This window comes from Streptomyces sp. YIM S03343 (assembly GCF_054729195.1).
Genome location: NZ_JBPUKX010000001.1, coordinates 2,994,997 through 3,012,291, shown reverse-complemented (window position 1 = coordinate 3,012,291; position 17,295 = coordinate 2,994,997). Strand labels below are relative to the sequence as shown.

The 17,295-nt window shown below is 68.8% G+C and carries 16 protein-coding genes; 13 read left to right on the top strand and 3 right to left on the bottom strand.

Annotated features, from left to right (window positions below; genetic code table 11):
* The first annotated feature begins 210 nt into the window (after window positions 1-210).
* The 11 genes from ACSYGN_RS12655 (at window position 211) to ACSYGN_RS12605 (ending at window position 10,330) form a co-directional block, all read left to right on the top strand.
* The gene (locus ACSYGN_RS12655; protein ID WP_460394957.1) at window positions 211-1,602 is read left to right on the top strand and encodes an MraY family glycosyltransferase; all 1,392 of its coding nucleotides are present in this window, start codon (window positions 211-213) and stop codon (window positions 1,600-1,602) included.
* 301 nt (window positions 1,603-1,903) lie between these two features.
* Window positions 1,904-2,341, top strand: a complete 438-nt coding sequence (locus ACSYGN_RS12650) for a hypothetical protein (protein WP_460394955.1) — start codon at window positions 1,904-1,906, stop codon at window positions 2,339-2,341.
* Window positions 2,342-2,615: 274 nt separating this feature from the next.
* The gene (gene atpB / locus ACSYGN_RS12645; protein ID WP_460403412.1) at window positions 2,616-3,386 is read left to right on the top strand and encodes a F0F1 ATP synthase subunit A; all 771 of its coding nucleotides are present in this window, start codon (window positions 2,616-2,618) and stop codon (window positions 3,384-3,386) included.
* Window positions 3,387-3,463: 77 nt separating this feature from the next.
* Window positions 3,464-3,703: an ATP synthase F0 subunit C gene (gene atpE, locus ACSYGN_RS12640; protein ID WP_460394953.1), complete on the top strand. Its 240-nt coding sequence runs from the start codon at window positions 3,464-3,466 to the stop codon at window positions 3,701-3,703.
* 40 nt (window positions 3,704-3,743) lie between these two features.
* Window positions 3,744-4,292 carry a F0F1 ATP synthase subunit B gene (locus ACSYGN_RS12635; protein WP_460394951.1) on the top strand — a complete coding sequence of 183 codons (549 nt, stop codon included), beginning with the start codon at window positions 3,744-3,746 and terminating at the stop codon, window positions 4,290-4,292.
* Window positions 4,289-5,104: a F0F1 ATP synthase subunit delta gene (locus ACSYGN_RS12630; protein WP_460394949.1), complete on the top strand. Its 816-nt coding sequence runs from the start codon at window positions 4,289-4,291 to the stop codon at window positions 5,102-5,104. The genes ACSYGN_RS12635 and ACSYGN_RS12630 overlap by 4 nt, the downstream gene beginning before the upstream one ends.
* Before the next feature lie 168 nt (window positions 5,105-5,272).
* The gene (gene atpA, locus ACSYGN_RS12625) at window positions 5,273-6,862 is read left to right on the top strand and encodes a F0F1 ATP synthase subunit alpha (protein WP_460394947.1); all 1,590 of its coding nucleotides are present in this window, start codon (window positions 5,273-5,275) and stop codon (window positions 6,860-6,862) included.
* Between the two features lie 21 nt (window positions 6,863-6,883).
* Window positions 6,884-7,798, top strand: a complete 915-nt coding sequence (locus ACSYGN_RS12620; RefSeq protein ID WP_460394945.1) for a F0F1 ATP synthase subunit gamma — start codon at window positions 6,884-6,886, stop codon at window positions 7,796-7,798.
* Window positions 7,798-9,234, top strand: a complete 1,437-nt coding sequence (atpD, locus tag ACSYGN_RS12615) for a F0F1 ATP synthase subunit beta (RefSeq protein WP_460394943.1) — start codon at window positions 7,798-7,800, stop codon at window positions 9,232-9,234. Before ACSYGN_RS12620 ends, atpD begins: the two co-directional genes overlap by 1 nt.
* 129 nt (window positions 9,235-9,363) lie before the next feature.
* Window positions 9,364-9,738, top strand: a complete 375-nt coding sequence (locus ACSYGN_RS12610; protein ID WP_460394941.1) for a F0F1 ATP synthase subunit epsilon — start codon at window positions 9,364-9,366, stop codon at window positions 9,736-9,738.
* 145 nt (window positions 9,739-9,883) lie between these two features.
* Window positions 9,884-10,330 (top strand): DUF2550 domain-containing protein, encoded by a 447-nt coding sequence (locus ACSYGN_RS12605; RefSeq protein WP_460394939.1) that lies wholly within the window; start codon window positions 9,884-9,886, stop codon window positions 10,328-10,330.
* On the opposite strand, the gene ACSYGN_RS12600 is transcribed toward ACSYGN_RS12605, so the two are convergent.
* From ACSYGN_RS12600 to ACSYGN_RS12590, 3 genes are all read right to left on the bottom strand, one after another.
* Complete coding sequence (locus ACSYGN_RS12600) at window positions 10,309-10,440, bottom strand: hypothetical protein (protein WP_460394937.1); 132 nt, start codon at window positions 10,438-10,440, stop codon at window positions 10,309-10,311. The two genes, ACSYGN_RS12605 and ACSYGN_RS12600, sit on opposite strands and share 22 nt — an antisense overlap.
* A 527-nt stretch (window positions 10,441-10,967) precedes the next feature.
* A complete protein-coding gene (locus ACSYGN_RS12595) occupies window positions 10,968-12,794 on the bottom strand; it encodes a glycosyl hydrolase family 18 protein (RefSeq protein WP_460394935.1) in 1,827 nt (608 codons plus the stop codon).
* A gap of 261 nt (window positions 12,795-13,055) precedes the next feature.
* Window positions 13,056-13,628: a cob(I)yrinic acid a,c-diamide adenosyltransferase gene (locus tag ACSYGN_RS12590; RefSeq protein ID WP_460394933.1), complete on the bottom strand. Its 573-nt coding sequence runs from the start codon at window positions 13,626-13,628 to the stop codon at window positions 13,056-13,058.
* 343 nt (window positions 13,629-13,971) lie between these two features.
* Between ACSYGN_RS12590 and ACSYGN_RS12585 the strand changes: the two genes are divergently transcribed.
* Together ACSYGN_RS12585 and ACSYGN_RS12580 are read left to right on the top strand one after the other, a co-directional pair.
* Window positions 13,972-14,295, top strand: coding sequence for an STAS domain-containing protein (locus ACSYGN_RS12585; RefSeq protein ID WP_460394931.1), 324 nt, complete (start codon window positions 13,972-13,974; stop codon window positions 14,293-14,295).
* Between the two features lie 368 nt (window positions 14,296-14,663).
* Window positions 14,664-17,195: an ATP-binding protein gene (locus ACSYGN_RS12580; protein WP_460394929.1), complete on the top strand. Its 2,532-nt coding sequence runs from the start codon at window positions 14,664-14,666 to the stop codon at window positions 17,193-17,195.
* The last annotated feature ends 100 nt before the right edge of the window (window positions 17,196-17,295 follow it).

Here is a 17,295-nt window from a genome sequence, read left to right as displayed (position 1 = left end):
AGGGTAAGCCTGCGGTTCACCCTTTCGGCGTACAGCGGGTGAAAAGACATATACCGGGTGAAAGGTGGGCGGTGCGGTCAGGTGTGTCCTTGTGCCGCCACGCTCACAGCCCCATGTGCAACCATCCCCACTACCCGGGAGTCCTCACAGATATGCGTACATCGCTAGGCTGTGGGGCTGAGATGGCCAGCGAGACCTGTGGGGAAGCCCGTGCGTGAATACCTCCTGACGCTCTGCGTCACGGCCGCGGTGACGTATCTGCTGACCGGGCCGGTGCGCAAGTTCGCGATCGTGGCCGGGGCGATGCCGCAGATCCGGGCACGCGATGTGCACCGGGAGCCCACTCCGCGCCTCGGCGGCATCGCCATGTTCTTCGGACTGTGCGCCGGACTGCTGGTCTCCGATCACCTCACCAACCTCAAAGAGGTCTTCGAGAAGTCGAACGAGCCGCGCGCTCTGCTCTCCGGCGCCGCGCTGATCTGGCTGATCGGTGTCCTGGACGACAAGTTCGAGATCGACGCGCTGATCAAGCTGGGCGGCCAGATGATCGCCGCGGGCGTCATGGTCATGCAGGGTCTGACGATCCTGTGGCTGCCGGTCCCCGGTGTCGGCAATGTGGCGCTGACCCAGTGGCAGGGCACTCTGCTGACGGTGGGTCTGGTCGTCGTCACCATCAACGCGGTCAACTTCGTCGACGGTCTCGACGGTCTCGCGGCCGGCATGGTGTGCATCGCGGCGGGGGCGTTCTTCCTGTACGCCTACCGCATCTGGTACTCGTACGGCATCGAGGCGGCGGCGCCGGGCACCCTGTTCGCCGTGATCCTCATGGGCATGTGTCTCGGCTTCATGCCGCACAACATGCACCCCGCCCGCATCTTCATGGGTGACTCCGGCTCCATGCTCATCGGCCTGGTGCTCGCGGCGGGCGCCATCTCGATCACCGGACAGGTCGACCCCGACGCGCTCTCGCTGTTCGCCGGGTCCGAGCAGGCGGCCGTGCACCAGACGGTGCCCGTCTACATCCCGCTGCTGCTGCCCCTCACCATCATCGCGGTGCCCGCCGCCGACCTGGTGCTGGCCATCGTGCGCCGCACCTGGCGCGGCCAGTCCCCGTTCGCCGCCGACCGCGGCCATCTGCACCACCGGCTGCTGGAGATCGGCCACTCGCACAGCCGGGCCGTGATGATCATGTACTTCTGGTCGGCCCTGATCGCGTTCGGCGCGCTCGCCTACTCCGTCAACTCGGCGTCCATGTGGATCGTGCTCGGAGTGGTGTTCCTCAGCGCCATCGGTCTCGTCCTGCTTCTGCTGCCGCGCTTCACGCCGCGTGCCCCGCGCTGGGCCGAGGCCTTCGTGCCGCCGCGCTACCGCCGTCGCCGTCAGTCCGTGGTCGCTGCACAGCACGCGGTGACGGTCGCTTCGTCGTACGAGGCGGCCGAGACAGCACAGGAGACGGTTTGTCAAGATGCTGCGCAGGACCGCTCTCCGGTCGGTGCGGGCGTGTCCGGAGCGGTCCGAGTGAATGGTGTGAACGGTGCTACGGCCCTCCGAGGCGGTAAAGCACGTTTCGCCGACCGGCGCAAGACCGGGTCGTCCCGCTGAAGGTCCCAAGGTAAGAATCTGACTAAAGCGTTGCCAATTCGTGGGAGTGCAAAGCGGGTTAATACCCGACATAAGACCTTGGATTTTGCACAAATGCGCGCCACCGGTCTCATGTGTGATAGCGCGCACACTCGCCGGGTAAAGACCTCATCAAATAGTTTGTGATACCGTTCACTAAACCCCGGATAGAGCCGAAGGGCCCTAGCGCGACGGTCCATTGGCGTGAGGGATCGCTCCTCGGACCGGGTCTACGCTCGTCCATGACGACATCCTGCCCCCCTGTGAAAGCGGAGTTGCCGCCATGCTGTCCCATGACGTCCGGAGTCTTCTGCCGATCGCGGTCCCGACCGCGGCCGTCGGCGCCATCGCCGTCGCCGCGAGCGGCGCCGTGGCCGGCGGCAAAGGCGCGACCGGTGCGGCCGTGGGCCTGGCGCTGACAGTGCTCTTCATGGGGCTGGGTATCGTCGCTCTGCAGTGGACGGCAAAGGCTCTCCCTCAGCTCTTCCAGGCCATGGGCCTGTTGCTCTACGTCGCCCAACTCCTGCTGCTCATGATCTTCGTGGCCCTGTTCAAGGACACGTCGCTCTTCAACCCGAGGGCGTTCGCGCTGTCGCTGGTCGTCTGCACCGTGGTGTGGATGGCCGCACAGGCCCGCGCGCATCTCAAGTCCAAGATCTTCTACATTGATCCGGACACGGTGAAGAACGGCGGGCCCGCCGGAACCGGGCCGAGGTCGTGAGGGGTAGGGGCGGGATAAGCACGTGGAAAGTCTCCTGCTATCGTCCGGTGCAAAATGCGGCATCGAGGGCGCGGGCATCCGAGCCGACGCCTGTTCCAACGCAACGCTCGAGGCCCCCCAGCCGCACCCCCATCCGTAACACCAGTCCGGTGCCGATCCGCGGCTGTGCGCCGCGCCGACACAACGAGGTTGCCGAAACCCATGCGTCACGCCGAAGGAGCCCGCGGTGAGTGCTGACCAGACCCAGCTCGCCTTTGACTGGAGCTGTCGGATCCTGTCCGACAACGGGTGTGGCTTTCCGGCTCCGGGCCTGCACTCGTTTCTCTTCAAGCCCCTTGTCACGGTCGGGGGCATCGAGTTCAACAAGGTGATGCTCCTTGCCATCATCACCAGTGCACTCGTCGTCGCCTTCTTCTCCGCGGCCTTCGGTCAGGCGCGGGTCGTCCCCGGCAAGCTGCAGATGATCGGCGAGGCCGGCTACGACTTCGTACGCCGAGGGATCGTGTACGAGACGCTGGGCAAGCGCGAGGGCGAGAAGTACGTCCCGCTGATGGTCTCGCTGTTCTTCTTCGTCTGGATCATGAACGTGTGGTCCGTGATCCCGCTGGCCCAGTTCCCGGTGTCGTCGATCATCGCCTATCCGATCGTGCTGGCCGCGGTGGTCTACGTGACCTGGATGGTGCTGACGTTCAAGAAGCACGGTTTCATCGGTGGCTTCAAGAACATCACCGGTTTCGACAAGTCCCTCGGCGCGGTGCTGCCGTTGGTCGTCGTGATCGAGTTCTTCTCGAACGTCCTCGTCCGTCCCTTCACCCACGCGGTCCGGCTCTTCGCCAACATGTTCGCCGGTCACCTGCTGCTCGTCATGTTCACCGTCGCGAGCTGGTACCTGCTGAACAGCTACATGATCCCGGCCGCGGGCGTCTCGTTCCTCATGACCATCGTCATGATCCTCTTCGAACTCTTCGTCCAGGCCATCCAGGCGTACGTCTTCGTCCTGTTGGCCTGCTCCTATGTTCAGGGCGCTCTGGCCGAGCACCACTGAGCCTTCCCGTCCGCACACCCCACCATTCGTCCGGTGGCCAACCACCACCGGTTCGCAACAGAGAAGGAAGAAACGGCATGTCCGCTGCCATCGAGCTCGCCGCCGGCGTCTCCGGTTCCCTCGGTTCCATCGGTTACGGTCTCGCCGCGATCGGCCCCGGCGTCGGTATCGGCATCATCTTCGGTAACGGCACCCAGGCCCTCGCCCGCCAGCCCGAGGCGGCCGGTCTGATCCGCGCCAACCAGATCCTCGGCTTCGCCTTCTGTGAGGCGCTCGCCCTCATCGGCATCGTCATGCCGTTCGTGTTCGGTCAGTAGTACCTACTTACCGCTACACGCATCGTCGAAAGGCACTGATGTGATCGCCAACCTGGTTCAGCTGGCGGCTGAGGAAAAAGAGAACCCCCTCGTCCCGCCGGGCCCCGAACTGCTCGTCGGCACCATCGCCTTCGCCATCGTGTTCTTCTTCTTCTGGAAGAAGCTCCTCCCGGCCATCAACAAGGTCCTGGACGAGCGCCGAGCAGCGATCGAAGGCGGCATCGAAGAGGCCGAGTCCATGAAGGTCGAGGCCCAGAGCGTCCTTGAGCAGTACAAGGCACAGCTCGCCGAGGCCCGGCACGAGGCCGCGCGACTGCGCCAGGAGGCGCAGGAGCAGGGTTCCGCACTCATCGCCGAGATGCGGGCCGAGGGCCAGCGGCAGCGCGAGGAGATCGTCGCCGCCGGTCACGCCCAGATCGCGGCCGACCGCAAGGCCGCCTCGTCGGTCCTGCGCCAGGACGTCGGCAAGCTCGCCACCGACCTGGCCGGCAAGCTGGTCGGCGAGTCCCTCGAGGACCACGCCCGCCAGAGCCGCGTGATCGACCGCTTCCTCGACGAGCTTGAGGAGAAGGCCGAGGCCGCGCGATGAACGGAGCGAGCCGCGAGGCCCTGGCAGCCGCACGCGAGCGTCTCGACGCGCTCACGGACTCCCGGTCCGTGGACGCCGTCAGGCTCGCCGACGAGCTGGCGGCCGTCACCGCGCTGCTCGACCGCGAGGCGTCGCTGCGTCGGGTCCTCACCGACCCGGCGCAGGCCGGTGAGGCCAAGGCGACCCTGGTCCAGCGCCTGCTGGCAGCCCAGGTCGGCGACGCGACCACCGATCTGCTGTCCGGCATGGTGCGCTCCCGCTGGTCGCAGCCCCGCGACCTGGTGGACGCCCTGGAGCAGCTGGCCGACACCGCCGACCTCACCGCCGCCCAGCGCCGCGGCACGCTCGACAACGTCGAGGACGAACTGTTCCGCTTCAACCGGATCGTCTCCTCGAACACCGAGCTGCGCGCCGCGCTGACCGACCGCGCGGCCACCGTCGCGGCCAAGGCGGGGCTGCTGCGCCGGCTGCTCGGCGGCCGTGTCGAGTCCGACACGGAACGTCTGGTCACGCGCCTTGTGACCGCGCCGCGCGGACGTAGCCTGGAGGCGGGACTGGAGTCCCTGTCCAAGTTCGCCGCGGAGCGCCGGGGCCGGATGGTCGCCGTCGTCACCTCGGCGGTACCGCTGAGCGACCGGCAGAAGCAGCGCCTGGGCGACGCCCTGGCGAGGGTCTACGGCCGCACCATGCACCTCAACCTCGACGTCGACCCCGAGGTCGTCGGCGGGATCCGGGTGCAGGTGGGCGACGAGGTCATCAACGGCTCCATCGCCGACCGTCTGGAGGACGCGGCCCGCCGTATGGCGAGCTGACCGCCCCCCGGCACCGGCGCACAGCGGCAGTCGGGCGCCACTCACAACAGCACCAAGTACTCATTACGGCCCTGGTTGGGCCGTGCAGAGGATTCACCTCGAATTGGGGGGAGTCCCCAAACCCCCCAAGTGAAACTTCGGGCCCAACAAGGAGAGCAGGGAACCCAGATGGCGGAGCTCACGATCCGGCCGGAGGAGATCCGGGACGCGCTGGAGAACTTCGTCCAGTCGTACCAGCCGGACGCGGCCTCGCGCGAGGAGGTCGGTACGGTCACCGTTGCCGGCGACGGTATCGCGAAGGTCGAGGGACTTCCCTCGGCCATGGCCAACGAGCTGCTGAAGTTCGAGGACGGCACCCTCGGCCTCGCCCTCAACCTCGAGGAGCGCGAGATCGGTGCCATCGTCCTCGGTGAGTTCAGCGGTATCGAGGAGGGGCAGCCGGTCACCCGTACCGGCGAGGTGCTCTCCGTAGCGGTGGGCGAGGGCTACCTCGGCCGTGTCGTAGACCCGCTGGGCAACGCGATCGACGGCCTCGGCGAGATCGAGACGTCCGGCCGCCGTGCCCTGGAGCTGCAGGCCCCCACGGTCATGCAGCGCAAGTCGGTGCACGAGCCCATGGAGACCGGCTACAAGGCCGTCGACGCGATGACCCCGATCGGCCGCGGCCAGCGCCAGCTGATCATCGGTGACCGCCAGACCGGCAAGACCGCCCTGGCCGTCGACACCATCATCAACCAGCGTGACAACTGGCGCACCGGCGACCCGAACAAGCAGGTCCGCTGCATCTACGTCGCCATCGGCCAGAAGGGCTCGACGATCGCCTCCGTGCGCGGCTCTCTCGAAGAGGCCGGCGCGCTGGAGTACACGACCATCGTCGCCGCCCCGGCGTCCGACCCGGCCGGCTTCAAGTACCTGGCGCCGTACACCGGTTCGGCCATCGGCCAGCAGTGGATGTACGAGGGCAAGCACGTCCTGATCATCTTCGACGACCTGTCCAAGCAGGCCGACGCCTACCGCGCCGTGTCGCTGCTGCTGCGCCGCCCGCCGGGCCGTGAGGCCTACCCCGGCGACGTCTTCTACCTGCACTCCCGGCTGCTGGAGCGCTGCGCAAAGCTCTCCGACGACCTGGGCGCCGGCTCGATGACCGGTCTGCCGATCGTCGAGACGAAGGCCAACGACGTCTCGGCGTTCATCCCGACCAACGTCATCTCCATCACCGACGGCCAGTGCTTCCTGGAGTCGGACCTGTTCAACGCCGGTCAGCGCCCCGCGCTGAACGTCGGTATCTCGGTCTCCCGTGTCGGTGGCTCCGCCCAGCACAAGGCGATCCGCCAGGTGTCCGGCCGGCTCCGCGTGGACCTCGCCCAGTTCCGTGAGCTGGAGGCGTTCGCCGCCTTCGGTTCCGACCTGGACACCGCGTCCAAGAACCAGCTGGAGCGCGGTCAGCGCATGGTCGAGCTGCTCAAGCAGCCGCAGTACCAGCCGATGGCCACCGAGGACCAGGTCATCTCCATCTGGGCCGGTACCACCGGCCGCATGGACGACGTCCCGGTGGGCGACATCCGCCGCTTCGAGAAGGAGCTCCTGGAGTACCTGCACCGCAAGGAGCAGGGCCTCATGACCTCCATCAAGGAGGGCGGCAAGATGTCGGACGACACCCTCACCGCCATCGCCGACGCGATCGCCGAGTTCAAGAAGCAGTTCGAGACTGCGGACGGCAAGCTGCTCGGCGAGGACGCGCCCGCCGCCGCGAAGTGACGTAAGGAAGGGACCTGACTCATGGGAGCCCAGCTCCGGGTCTACAAGCGTCGCATCCGATCCGTCACCGCGACCAAGAAGATCACCAAGGCGATGGAGATGATCGCCGCCTCGCGCGTCGTCAAGGCGCAGCGCAAGGTGGCGGCCTCCACGCCGTACGCGGCCGAGCTCACCCGCGCGGTCACGGCGGTCGGCACCGGATCGAACACCAAGCACCCGCTGACCACGGAGGCGGAGACGGCGAGCCGTGCCGCGGTGCTGCTCCTCACGAGCGACCGCGGACTGGCCGGCGCCTTCAACTCCAACGCCATCAAGGCGGCGGAGCAGCTGACCGCCCGCCTCCAGGCCGAGGGCAAGGAGGTCGACACGTACATCGTCGGCCGCCGGGGCCTCGCGCACTACAACTTCCGTGAGCGGGTCGTCGTGGAGTCGTGGTCCGGCTTCACCGACGAACCGGCGTACGCGGACGCCAAGAAGATCGCGGCCCCGCTGATCGCGGCCATCGAGAAGGAGACGGCGGAGGGCGGCGTGGACGAACTCCACATCGTCTTCACCGAGTTCGTCTCGATGATGACGCAGACGGCGCTCGACGCCCGGCTGCTGCCGCTGCGGCTCGAAGAGGTGGCGAAGGAGCGCCCGGAGGGCGAGATCCTGCCGCTGTACGACTTCGAGCCGTCGGCGGAGGAAGTCCTCGACGCGCTGCTGCCGCGCTATGTGGAAAGCCGTATCTACAACGCGCTGCTCCAGTCGGCCGCTTCGAAGCACGCCGCAACGCGGCGCGCGATGAAGTCGGCCACCGACAACGCGGGAGATCTGATCAACAACCTCTCCCGTCTTGCCAACGCGGCCCGCCAGGCCGAAATCACCCAGGAAATCAGCGAGATCGTCGGTGGCGCGAGCGCCCTGGCCGACGCGACCGCGGGGAGTGACCGCTAATGACCACCACTGTTGAGACCGCGACGGCCACGGGCCGCGTTGCCCGGGTCATCGGCCCGGTCGTCGACGTGGAGTTCCCCGTCGACGCGATGCCGGACATCTACAACGCCCTGCACGTCGAGGTCGCGGACCCGGCGAACGAGGGCCAGAAGAAGACGCTGACCCTGGAGGTCGCCCAGCACCTGGGTGACGGCCTGGTCCGCACCATCTCGATGCAGCCCACCGACGGTCTGGTCCGCCAGGCCGCGGTGGTCGACACCGGCTCGGGCATCAGCGTCCCGGTCGGCGACTTCACCAAGGGCAAGGTGTTCAACACCCTCGGCGAGGTACTGAACACCGACGCGGCCTACGAGGGCGAGCGCTGGACCATCCACCGCACCGCCCCGGCGTTCGACCAGCTCGAGTCCAAGACCGAGATGTTCGAGACCGGCCTGAAGGTCGTCGACCTGCTCACCCCGTACGTCAAGGGCGGCAAGATCGGCCTGTTCGGTGGTGCCGGTGTCGGCAAGACCGTGCTGATCCAGGAAATGATCATGCGTGTCGCCAACCTCCACGAGGGCGTCTCCGTCTTCGCGGGCGTCGGTGAGCGCACCCGTGAGGGCAACGACCTCATCGCGGAGATGGAGGAGTCCGGCGTTCTGGAGAAGACCGCGCTGGTCTTCGGCCAGATGGACGAGCCCCCGGGCACCCGTCTGCGCGTCGCGCTGGCCGGCCTCACCATGGCCGAGTACTTCCGTGACGTCCAGAAGCAGGACGTGCTGTTCTTCATCGACAACATCTTCCGCTTCACCCAGGCCGGTTCCGAGGTGTCCACGCTGCTCGGCCGTATGCCGTCCGCGGTGGGTTACCAGCCGAACCTGGCCGACGAGATGGGCCAGCTCCAGGAGCGCATCACCTCGACGCGCGGTCACTCGATCACCTCGATGCAGGCGATCTACGTCCCCGCGGACGACCTGACCGACCCGGCCCCGGCCACCACCTTCGCCCACCTCGACGCGACGACGGTGCTGTCCCGTCCGATCTCGGAGAAGGGCATCTACCCGGCCGTGGACCCGCTGGACTCCACGTCCCGGATCCTGGACCCGCGCTACATCGCGCAGGACCACTACGACGCCGCCATGCGCGTCAAGACGATCCTGCAGAAGTACAAGGACCTCCAGGACATCATCGCGATCCTCGGTATCGACGAGCTCGGCGAGGAGGACAAGCTCGTCGTCCACCGCGCCCGTCGCGTGGAGCGCTTCCTGTCCCAGAACACCCACGCCGCCAAGCAGTTCACCGGTGTGGACGGCTCGGACGTTCCGCTGGACGAGTCGATCTCCGCGTTCAACGCGATCTGCGACGGCGACTTCGACCACTTCCCCGAGCAGGCGTTCTTCATGTGCGGCGGTCTCGAGGACCTGAAGAACAAGGCGAAGGAGCTGGGCGTCTCCTGAGCCGAGTGCTCCGAGCGGGAGGGGCGCGGCCACAGCCGTTGCCAAGGTGTGTCCAGCCCCTCCCGTCACGCCCGATAGAATCGACCCACACCCGGCACTACCGCCGGGTGGTGACCCGAGGAGCCTTCCTTGGCTGCTGAGCTGCACGTCGAGCTGGTCGCCGCCGACCGCCAGGTCTGGTCCGGCGAGGCCACCCTGGTCGTCGCGCGCACCACCTCCGGCGACATCGGCGTCATGCCCGGTCACCAGCCGCTGCTCGGTGTGCTGGAGTCCGGCCCGGTGACCATCCGGACGAGCGATGGTGGAACGGTCGTCGCCGCGGTGCACGGCGGTTTCATCTCGTTCGCGGACAACAAGCTCTCGCTGCTGGCCGAGATCGCCGAGCTCTCCGAGGAGATCGACGTCCAGCGCGCGGAGCGGGCCCTGGAGCGGGCGCAACGCGCGGCGGACGCCTACGCGGAACGCCGCGCGGAGGTTCGCCTGCGAGCGGCGACCACGCACTGAACCAGCGCTCACGAGCGATGACATACCTCAGCCGCGGTCGGCACCGGAGCAATCCGGAGCCGGCCGCGGCTGTGGCAGATCTGGATGATTTTTCCGTTCCGTTACCTGTTCATTCGGTACCTAGGAGACGAGGAGGTCGGTGTCGATGGTCCTCGCTCTGACTGTGTGCGGAATCGTCGTGGCCCTGGTGGTGGTGGGGCTGTTCGTCTTCGGTCTGCGCCGCAGACTGATCCAGCGTTCCGGCGGCACGTTCGACTGTTCGCTGCGCTGGGACGTGCCGGAGCGTCCGGACCCCAGCGGCAAGGGCTGGAGCTACGGCGTCGCCCGCTACAGCGGTGACAGCGTCGAGTGGTACCGGGTGTTCTCCTATGCTCCCAGGCCGCGCCGGGTCCTTGACCGTTCCGCCATCGAGGTGGCGGGCCGCCGTCTCCCCGAGGGCGAGGAGGAGCTGGCGCTGCTGTCGGACGCGGTGATCCTGGTCTGTCTGCACCGGGGCACGCGCCTCGAACTCGCGATGAGCGAGGACGCGCTGACCGGTTTCCTCGCCTGGCTGGAGGCCGCCCCGCCCGGTCAGCGGGTCAATGTGGCCTGACCTGCGAGGACCGGGCAGACGGGGTGCTGGGCGTCGCTCTGGCTGATCACCACGGTGCGCAGCTCGGGGCTCAGTGACACCGAGACGGTGAGCGGGCTGGCGGTCAGCAACGCCGCCAGGGCCGCTCCGGTGAACGTCCCTAGCGTCGCGAACCTGGCCTGCCCGGCCGTCGGCCGGCCGGAGCGGGACCGGTCCGGCGTGCTCTCGCAGTGCTCCGTGTGCGTCCTGTGCTCCCTGTGTTCGCTGTGCTCTTCGTGCGTCCCGTGCGCTCCGCGTTCGCTGTGGTCCCCGCGTTCGCTGTGGTCCCTATGGTGGCCATGGGAACTGTCGGACCTGTGGGACCGGTTGGACCTGTTGGTCCTGTTCGTACGGCGTTTCATTTTTCTGCCCCCGCGTGCGGTATGCCGCTTTCTGGTCTGGATAGAGAGTGTTCCGGTTCCGTGACCGCTGCTCACCTGCCGATCTTCCTGCCGATATGTGCCGAACGGCCCGGTACCGCGCACGCCGGGGGCGCGTAGAGCGCGTAGGGCGTGCAGGGAGCGCAGAAAAGCCCGCCGCGGACGGACCGTGGTCCGCCCGCGACGGGGTGGGGGGTGCGTTATATGGCTCGGTGACTACTGCTGCCGCGTGCCACGGACTAGCCGAGGCCGCTGCTGACCGCGCTCACCAGTTCGCCGTTGCTGGTGTCTCCGCTGAAGTCCCAGAAGAACGCGCCGCCGAGGCCCTGGTTCTTGGCCCAGGTCATCTTTCCGGCGATGGTGCTCGGGGTGTCGTAGGACCACCAGTTGCTGCCGCAGTGGGCGTAGGCCGTACCCGCGACGGTGCCGGTGGCCGGGCAGGACGTCTTGAGGACCTTGTAGTCCTCGATGCCCTGCTCGTAGGTTCCGGGTGCCGGGCCGGTGGCGGTGCCGCCAGGGGCGTCCTGGGTGACCCCGGTCCAGCCGCGGCCGTAGAAGCCGATGCCGATCAGCAGCTTGTTCGCGGGGACCCCGATCGCCTTGTACTTGGCGATCGCGTCGGCGGTGTCGAACCCGGCCTTCGGGATGCCGCTGTACGAGGTGAGCGGGGAGTGCGGTGCCGTCGGACCCTTGGCGTCGAAGGCGCCGAAGAAGTCGTACGACATCACGTTGAACCAGTTCACGGAGGACGCGGCCCCCGCGTAGTCGGCGGCCTCGATCTTGCCGCCGGCGGAACCGTCCGCGGTGACCGCGGAGGTGACCAGGGCGGAGGAGCCGAACTTGGAGCGCAGCGCGGCCATCACGTTCTTGTAGGCCGCGGCACCACTGGTGTCACAGCTCAGACCGCAGGCGTTCGGGTACTCCCAGTCGATGTCGATGCCGTCGAAGACATCGGCCCACCGCGAGTCCTCGACCAGGTTGTAGCAGGACTGCGCGAACGCGGTCGGGTTGGCCGCCGCCTGGGCGAAGCCGCCGGACCAGGTCCAGCCGCCGAAGGACCACAGCACCTTGATGTTCGGGTACTTGGCCTTCAGCTCACGCAGCTGGTTGAAGTTGCCGCGCAGCGGCTGGTCCCAGGTGTCGGCGACGCCGCTGACCGACTGGTCGGCGGTGAACGCCTTGTCGTAGTCGGCGTAGGAGTCGCCGATCGCGCACTGGCCGTTGGTCACGTTGCCGAAGGCGTAGTTGATGTGCGTGATCTTCGGGGCCGAGCCGGACGTCACCAGGTTCTTGACGTTGTAGTTGCGGCCGTAGATGCCCCACTCGGTGAAGTAGCCGAGCTTGACCTTGTCACCGGTGGTCGGCGGGTTGGTGCCGCCGCCGGTGGTGTGAACGGCGACCGAGCCGCTCGCGGGACCCGTCTGGTCGGCGGTGTCACGCGCCTGGACGGTGTACGAGTAGTCCGTGCCGGCGGTCAGACCGGTGTCCGTGTACGAGGTGTCGGTCACCGTGGCGACCTTCGCACCGTCGCGCAGGACGTCGTAGTTCTTGACGCCCTTGTCGTCGGTGGCCGCGCTCCAACTGAGCTTCACCGAGGTGTCGGTGACGCCGGAGGCGGTCGGAGTGCCGGGCGCGGAGGGCGGGTTGTCACCCGGGACAGTGGTGCCGCCGTCACAACTACCGCCGTTGAGTGCGCAGTTGCTGGGGGATCCGGAGCCGGAGCCGTTGAAGCCGAAGGACACCGAGGCGCCCGGGGCGATGGAGCCGTTGTAGGACTTGTTCTTGGCGGTCCAGTGGGTGCCGGAGCTCGACACGTCCGCGTCCCACGCGGAGGTGACCGAGGTGCCGGACGGGAAGTCCCACTGGATCGTCCAGGAATCAATGGCGCTGGAACCGGTGTTCTTGACGGTCCACTTGCCCTCGAAGCCGGTGCCCCAGTCCTGGGTCTTGGCATAGGTGGCGGTCGCGGTGGACGCGGCCTGAGCCGGGCTCGCCAGTCCCACCAGACCGGCGAGGGGGAGCAGCAGGGTCGCGAACCCCGCAGCAGCTCTGTGCCTGAAGCGCATGCAGCGCCTCCTTGTCGGGGGGTGAGGATGAGGGGGCGTGACTGAGCCTTCACGCCCTCAGTGCCGTGAGAATAGGAAGGTCTGGACCAGCGGTCAATAGGTCTGGACCACTCGTCCGGATAATCGGCTTGATCCTCAACTTCCTTTCGAATCCAGGGCATTGATCAAGCAGATCTTCCGATACACAGGCCGTACCCGCCCCGCGCCGTACATTCCGCCGCAGACCGCACGCGGAACGCATGCAGACCGCATGCGGAAGGCTCAGCGTTCCCCTCCCGGCACCCACAGCACGTCACCGGTCTCCTTGTTGGCCGTGCGCGCCAGGATGAACAGCAGATCCGACAGCCGGTTGAGATAGGTCGCGGTCAGCGGGTTCATCACCTCGCCGTGCACCTCCAGCGCCGCCCAGGTGGAGCGCTCGGCCCGGCGTACGACCGTGCAGGCCTGGTGCAGCAGCGCCGCGCCCGGGGTGCCGCCGGGCAGGATGAACGAACGCAGCTTGTCCAGTTCCTCGTTGAAGCGGTCGCAGTCCGCCTCGAGACGGTCGATGTAGAACTGCTCCACCCTGAGCGGCGGGAACTTGGGCTCCGCCACCACCGGGGTGGACAGATCCGCGCCCACGTCGAAGAGGTCGTTCTGGACGCGGGTGAGCACCGCCACGACCTCCGTGTCGAGGCCGCCCAGTGCGATCGCGGTGCCGACGACCGCGTTCGCCTCGTTCGCGTCCGCATAGGCCGCGATGCGCAGATCGGTCTTGGCGACCCGGCTCATGTCCCCCAGAGCCGTGCTGCCCTGGTCGCCGGTCCTGGTGTAGATACGCGTCAGATTGACCATGCGGCCAATGTAGACCGACCGGTCCCGCCCGGACGTGACAGGTGTCTCACGCCGCGAGACGTGAAACGCGTTACTCCGCAGTCACAGAGTGCGTTCCCGGGCGCTAGTGTCCGTTGAACGGCGCAATTGAGCACGACCTGCACCGCGCTGCTCACCCCTGCGGGTGAATTCGGTATCGGTTCGCTTACGAGGAGCAACCGCTCTGCCGCTGAAGCAGTCAGAGGTTGCACAGCCGGCGTCACGGAGTACGCGGAGCAGGTCACCGCGTGCGCCGTCGCGTGACACACCGCGCACGACATCGTGCACAGCACCGCGGACACCATGGCACTCACGGGGAGCGCATATGCACATCAGGGGCGACCACGTCGAACTGGTCGTCGGGGGCCGCCTCGACGTACGCAGCGCGGCGGACGCCCGTACGGTCCTGCACTCGGCCGTCGACGACGGAGTGGGCGATCTGGTGCTGGATCTGTCCGAGCTGGACTCCTGGGACGCCACCGGACTGGGCGTCATCATGGGGGCCCACCGGCGGGCCGGCCGCTGCGGCCGGACGCTGGTGCTGCGCGGCGTACCGCCGCAGATGCAGCGCCTGCTGGTGGCCACCCGGCTGCACCGGATCCTGACCATCGAGGGAGGCATCGCGGCGGAGTCGCTGCCGCAGGTGTGATCCTCGTCGCGTCGGGGTTTACGGGGCCGGGGTGCCCCGTGTGAGTGAGGGTGACGAGCCGGTCGTATGACCGTAGTTGTCCGATTGGCTCCGCCGGAGATGTCCGGTTGATTCCCCGGAGCCCGGACGACCTGGGCGAGCCGGGCGTTCCGGTTGTGAAGCCCATCTGACGTGCAATCCTCACGAGACCGTGATGTCTCGGGCGGGGCACCCCCCTGGACTGTCGGAGATACTTACGGAAGGTTTAGGGTGCGGACGCCCGCCGCTGTACGACCCTCGAGCGGGCCCGGACCAGAAGCGACAGCGCGGTGTGCGGCAAGGCCGGGAGGGGCTTCAGAGCACAGCGACGCTTTTGGGGGCTGGAACCTATGGACCCGAACAACGCGGGACCCGAAGCGTACGGTGACGACGCGTACGACGCGTACGGCGACGACGGCGACGCACTCGCGCCGAACCGGCGCCCGCCCCGGGAATCCCTCACCCCGGACTTCGGCCCGAGCACTCCGGCGCTCGCCCGGACCGCCCGAGTGGTCACGGGGGAGTACCTGCTGACCGTCAATCCGGTCGACGGCAGCGAGATCGAGGTGTGCCCGCCCGGCGAACTGCCCGGCCGCCCCGAGAAGCGCACCGCCGCCGAGCGCGCCGAGGCGGAGCGTGCCGCCCGGCCGCCCGCGCCTCCCGGCCCCGACCAGCCCGCGCTGCCGCTGCTGGAGCGCCAGGAGGACCGCGAGCAGCTCGTCCGGCTGCTCGCCCGGGGCCGCGGCGTACGGCTGGTCGGCGCCGCTGGCTCGGGCCGCACCCGGCTGCTCGACATCGTCGCCGAGGACTGCGCGGACCTCGCCCCCGACGGCGTCGTCCGCCTCAGCGGCTTCCACCGCACCGCGGACGACCTCCTCCACGACCTCTTCTACGCCGTCCACCGCGCCCCCCGCCACCGCCCCGAGCGGGACGAACTGCTGGAGCTGGTCCGGGAGATCGGAGCGGTCGTCGTCGTGGACGACGCCGAGCTCGGCGGCGTCGCGCTGGAGGAGCTGCTCGACGCCACGCCCGAGTGCGCGTTCCTCGTCGCGACCACCCCGGAAGCACCCGCCCCCACCGCCGAATCGGAGATGGAGGACGTCGTCCTGGGCGGCCTCGACCGCGCCGCCAGCCTGCGCCTCCTGGAGGCCGCCGCCGGACGCCCCCTCACCGAGGAGGAGGAGAACTGGGCCGGCGACCTCTGGTTCGAGTCCGAGGGCCTGCCGCTGCGCTTCGTCCAGGCCGGTGCCCTGCTGCGGCAGCGCGACCAGCTCCGCGCCAGCGCCCACGCCGTGGAGGAGTACGGCGTCTTCCAGGACGCACCCGCCGACGGCCCCGCGGACGTACCGGCCGACGCGGTGGACGACGGCGAGGAGATACCGCTGCCGTCCGTCGGCGAGACGGCGGGACCGGCCGCGCTGCTGGCGTCCCGGCTGAGCCTGTCCGCCCGCGCCGCCCTGCGCTTCGCCGTCGCCCTCGGCGGCGAGGTGCCCCACCAGGCGCATCTGCCCGCGCTGGTCGGCGACACCCACGCCGACGCCGCCCTCGGCGAACTGGCGGGCTGCGCCCTGGTGACCCCCGTCGGCTCCCGCTACCGGCTCTCCGCCGGGGCGGTCGCCCAGCTCACCGCCGCCGGGTACGCCGACACCCTGGAGACCGACGCCCGCACCCTCGCCGAGCACTACGCCTGGTGGGCCGGGCATCCCTCCGTCACGCCGGAGCGGGTGTGCGCCGAGGCCGACGCGGTGCTCGCGGCGCTGGCCGCCCTGGTGCCGCTGACCACCCCGGAATCCGACGACCCCTTCGAGACCGGCGACCCCTTCGACAGCACCGGATCCCCCGCCCCGGCCCTGCCCGCCGAAGTCGACGAGGCACAGGCTGACATCGCTGTCCGGCTGGCCCGCACCGCCGCCCCCGCCTTCGCCACCGGCCTCGACTGGAGCGCCTGGGAACGCGCCCTGCGCTCCGGCGCCGAGGTCTCCACGCTGGCCGGTGAGGTCTCCGACCAGGCCTACTTCCACCACGAGCTGGGCGTCCTCGCCCTCTGCCTCGGCCAGATGGACCGCGCCCGCGCCGAACTGGAGGGGTCCATCGCCCTGCACGGCGCGCTCGCCGAGAAGCGCGGCACCGTCGCGGGCCGCCGCGCCCTGGCCCTGGTCGCGGACCGCACCGGCACCGCGCTGGGCCTGGCCGCCGTGCTCGGCGACGACTTCGACGACGACCGCGCCCTGCCGCCGGGCACCGTCCGGGCGGCCCTCCCGCCCGGCTCCGCCCCCGACACCGCGACCCTGATCGCCTACAACCCCGGCAAACCCCACCCCTCCGGCGGCGGCATCCGCCGACTCGCCCGGCGCAACCTGATGGCGGTGGGTTCCGGTGCCGTGCTCGTGGCGGTGATCGGGACGGTGGTGACGCTCGGGATGACGTCCAACGACAACGCGGACACGCCGTCCGACCAGGTGGGCGTGAACCCCTCCATCAGCGTGGGCCTGGACGACGGCGACCTGTCGGTCACCCCGAAGAAGGCCGCCAAGACCGACACCGCGAGCCCCACCGCCAGCCCCACGGACGATCCGACACCATCGACGGTGCCGTCCCCCGACCCGACGGGCACGAGGCGCTCGGGGACCGGCTCGACCCACACGCCGAGCCCGTCGAAGACAACGAAGCCGTCGACTTCGCACTCGTCGACGCCAAAGCCGTCGTCCACGCCCTCGAAGTCGCCGAAGCCCCCGACCTCGCCCACTCCCTCCGCGTCGCCGTCGGCCTCTGCGACCCCATCCACCCCGTCGTCGGCCAGCGGACCGGCGTCCAGCGCCCCGGCGACGACAAGCAGTTCGGCTGTCACCCCGACGAACGACACGTCCAGCCCGATGATCTGATCTCGCGTCACATGACAACCAAGGGCCCCGCCCTTCCGGTACTCGGGGTCCAGCCATGGTGACGCCCAGGGACTGGGGCCGGTGGCGCGCGGCCCCCGGG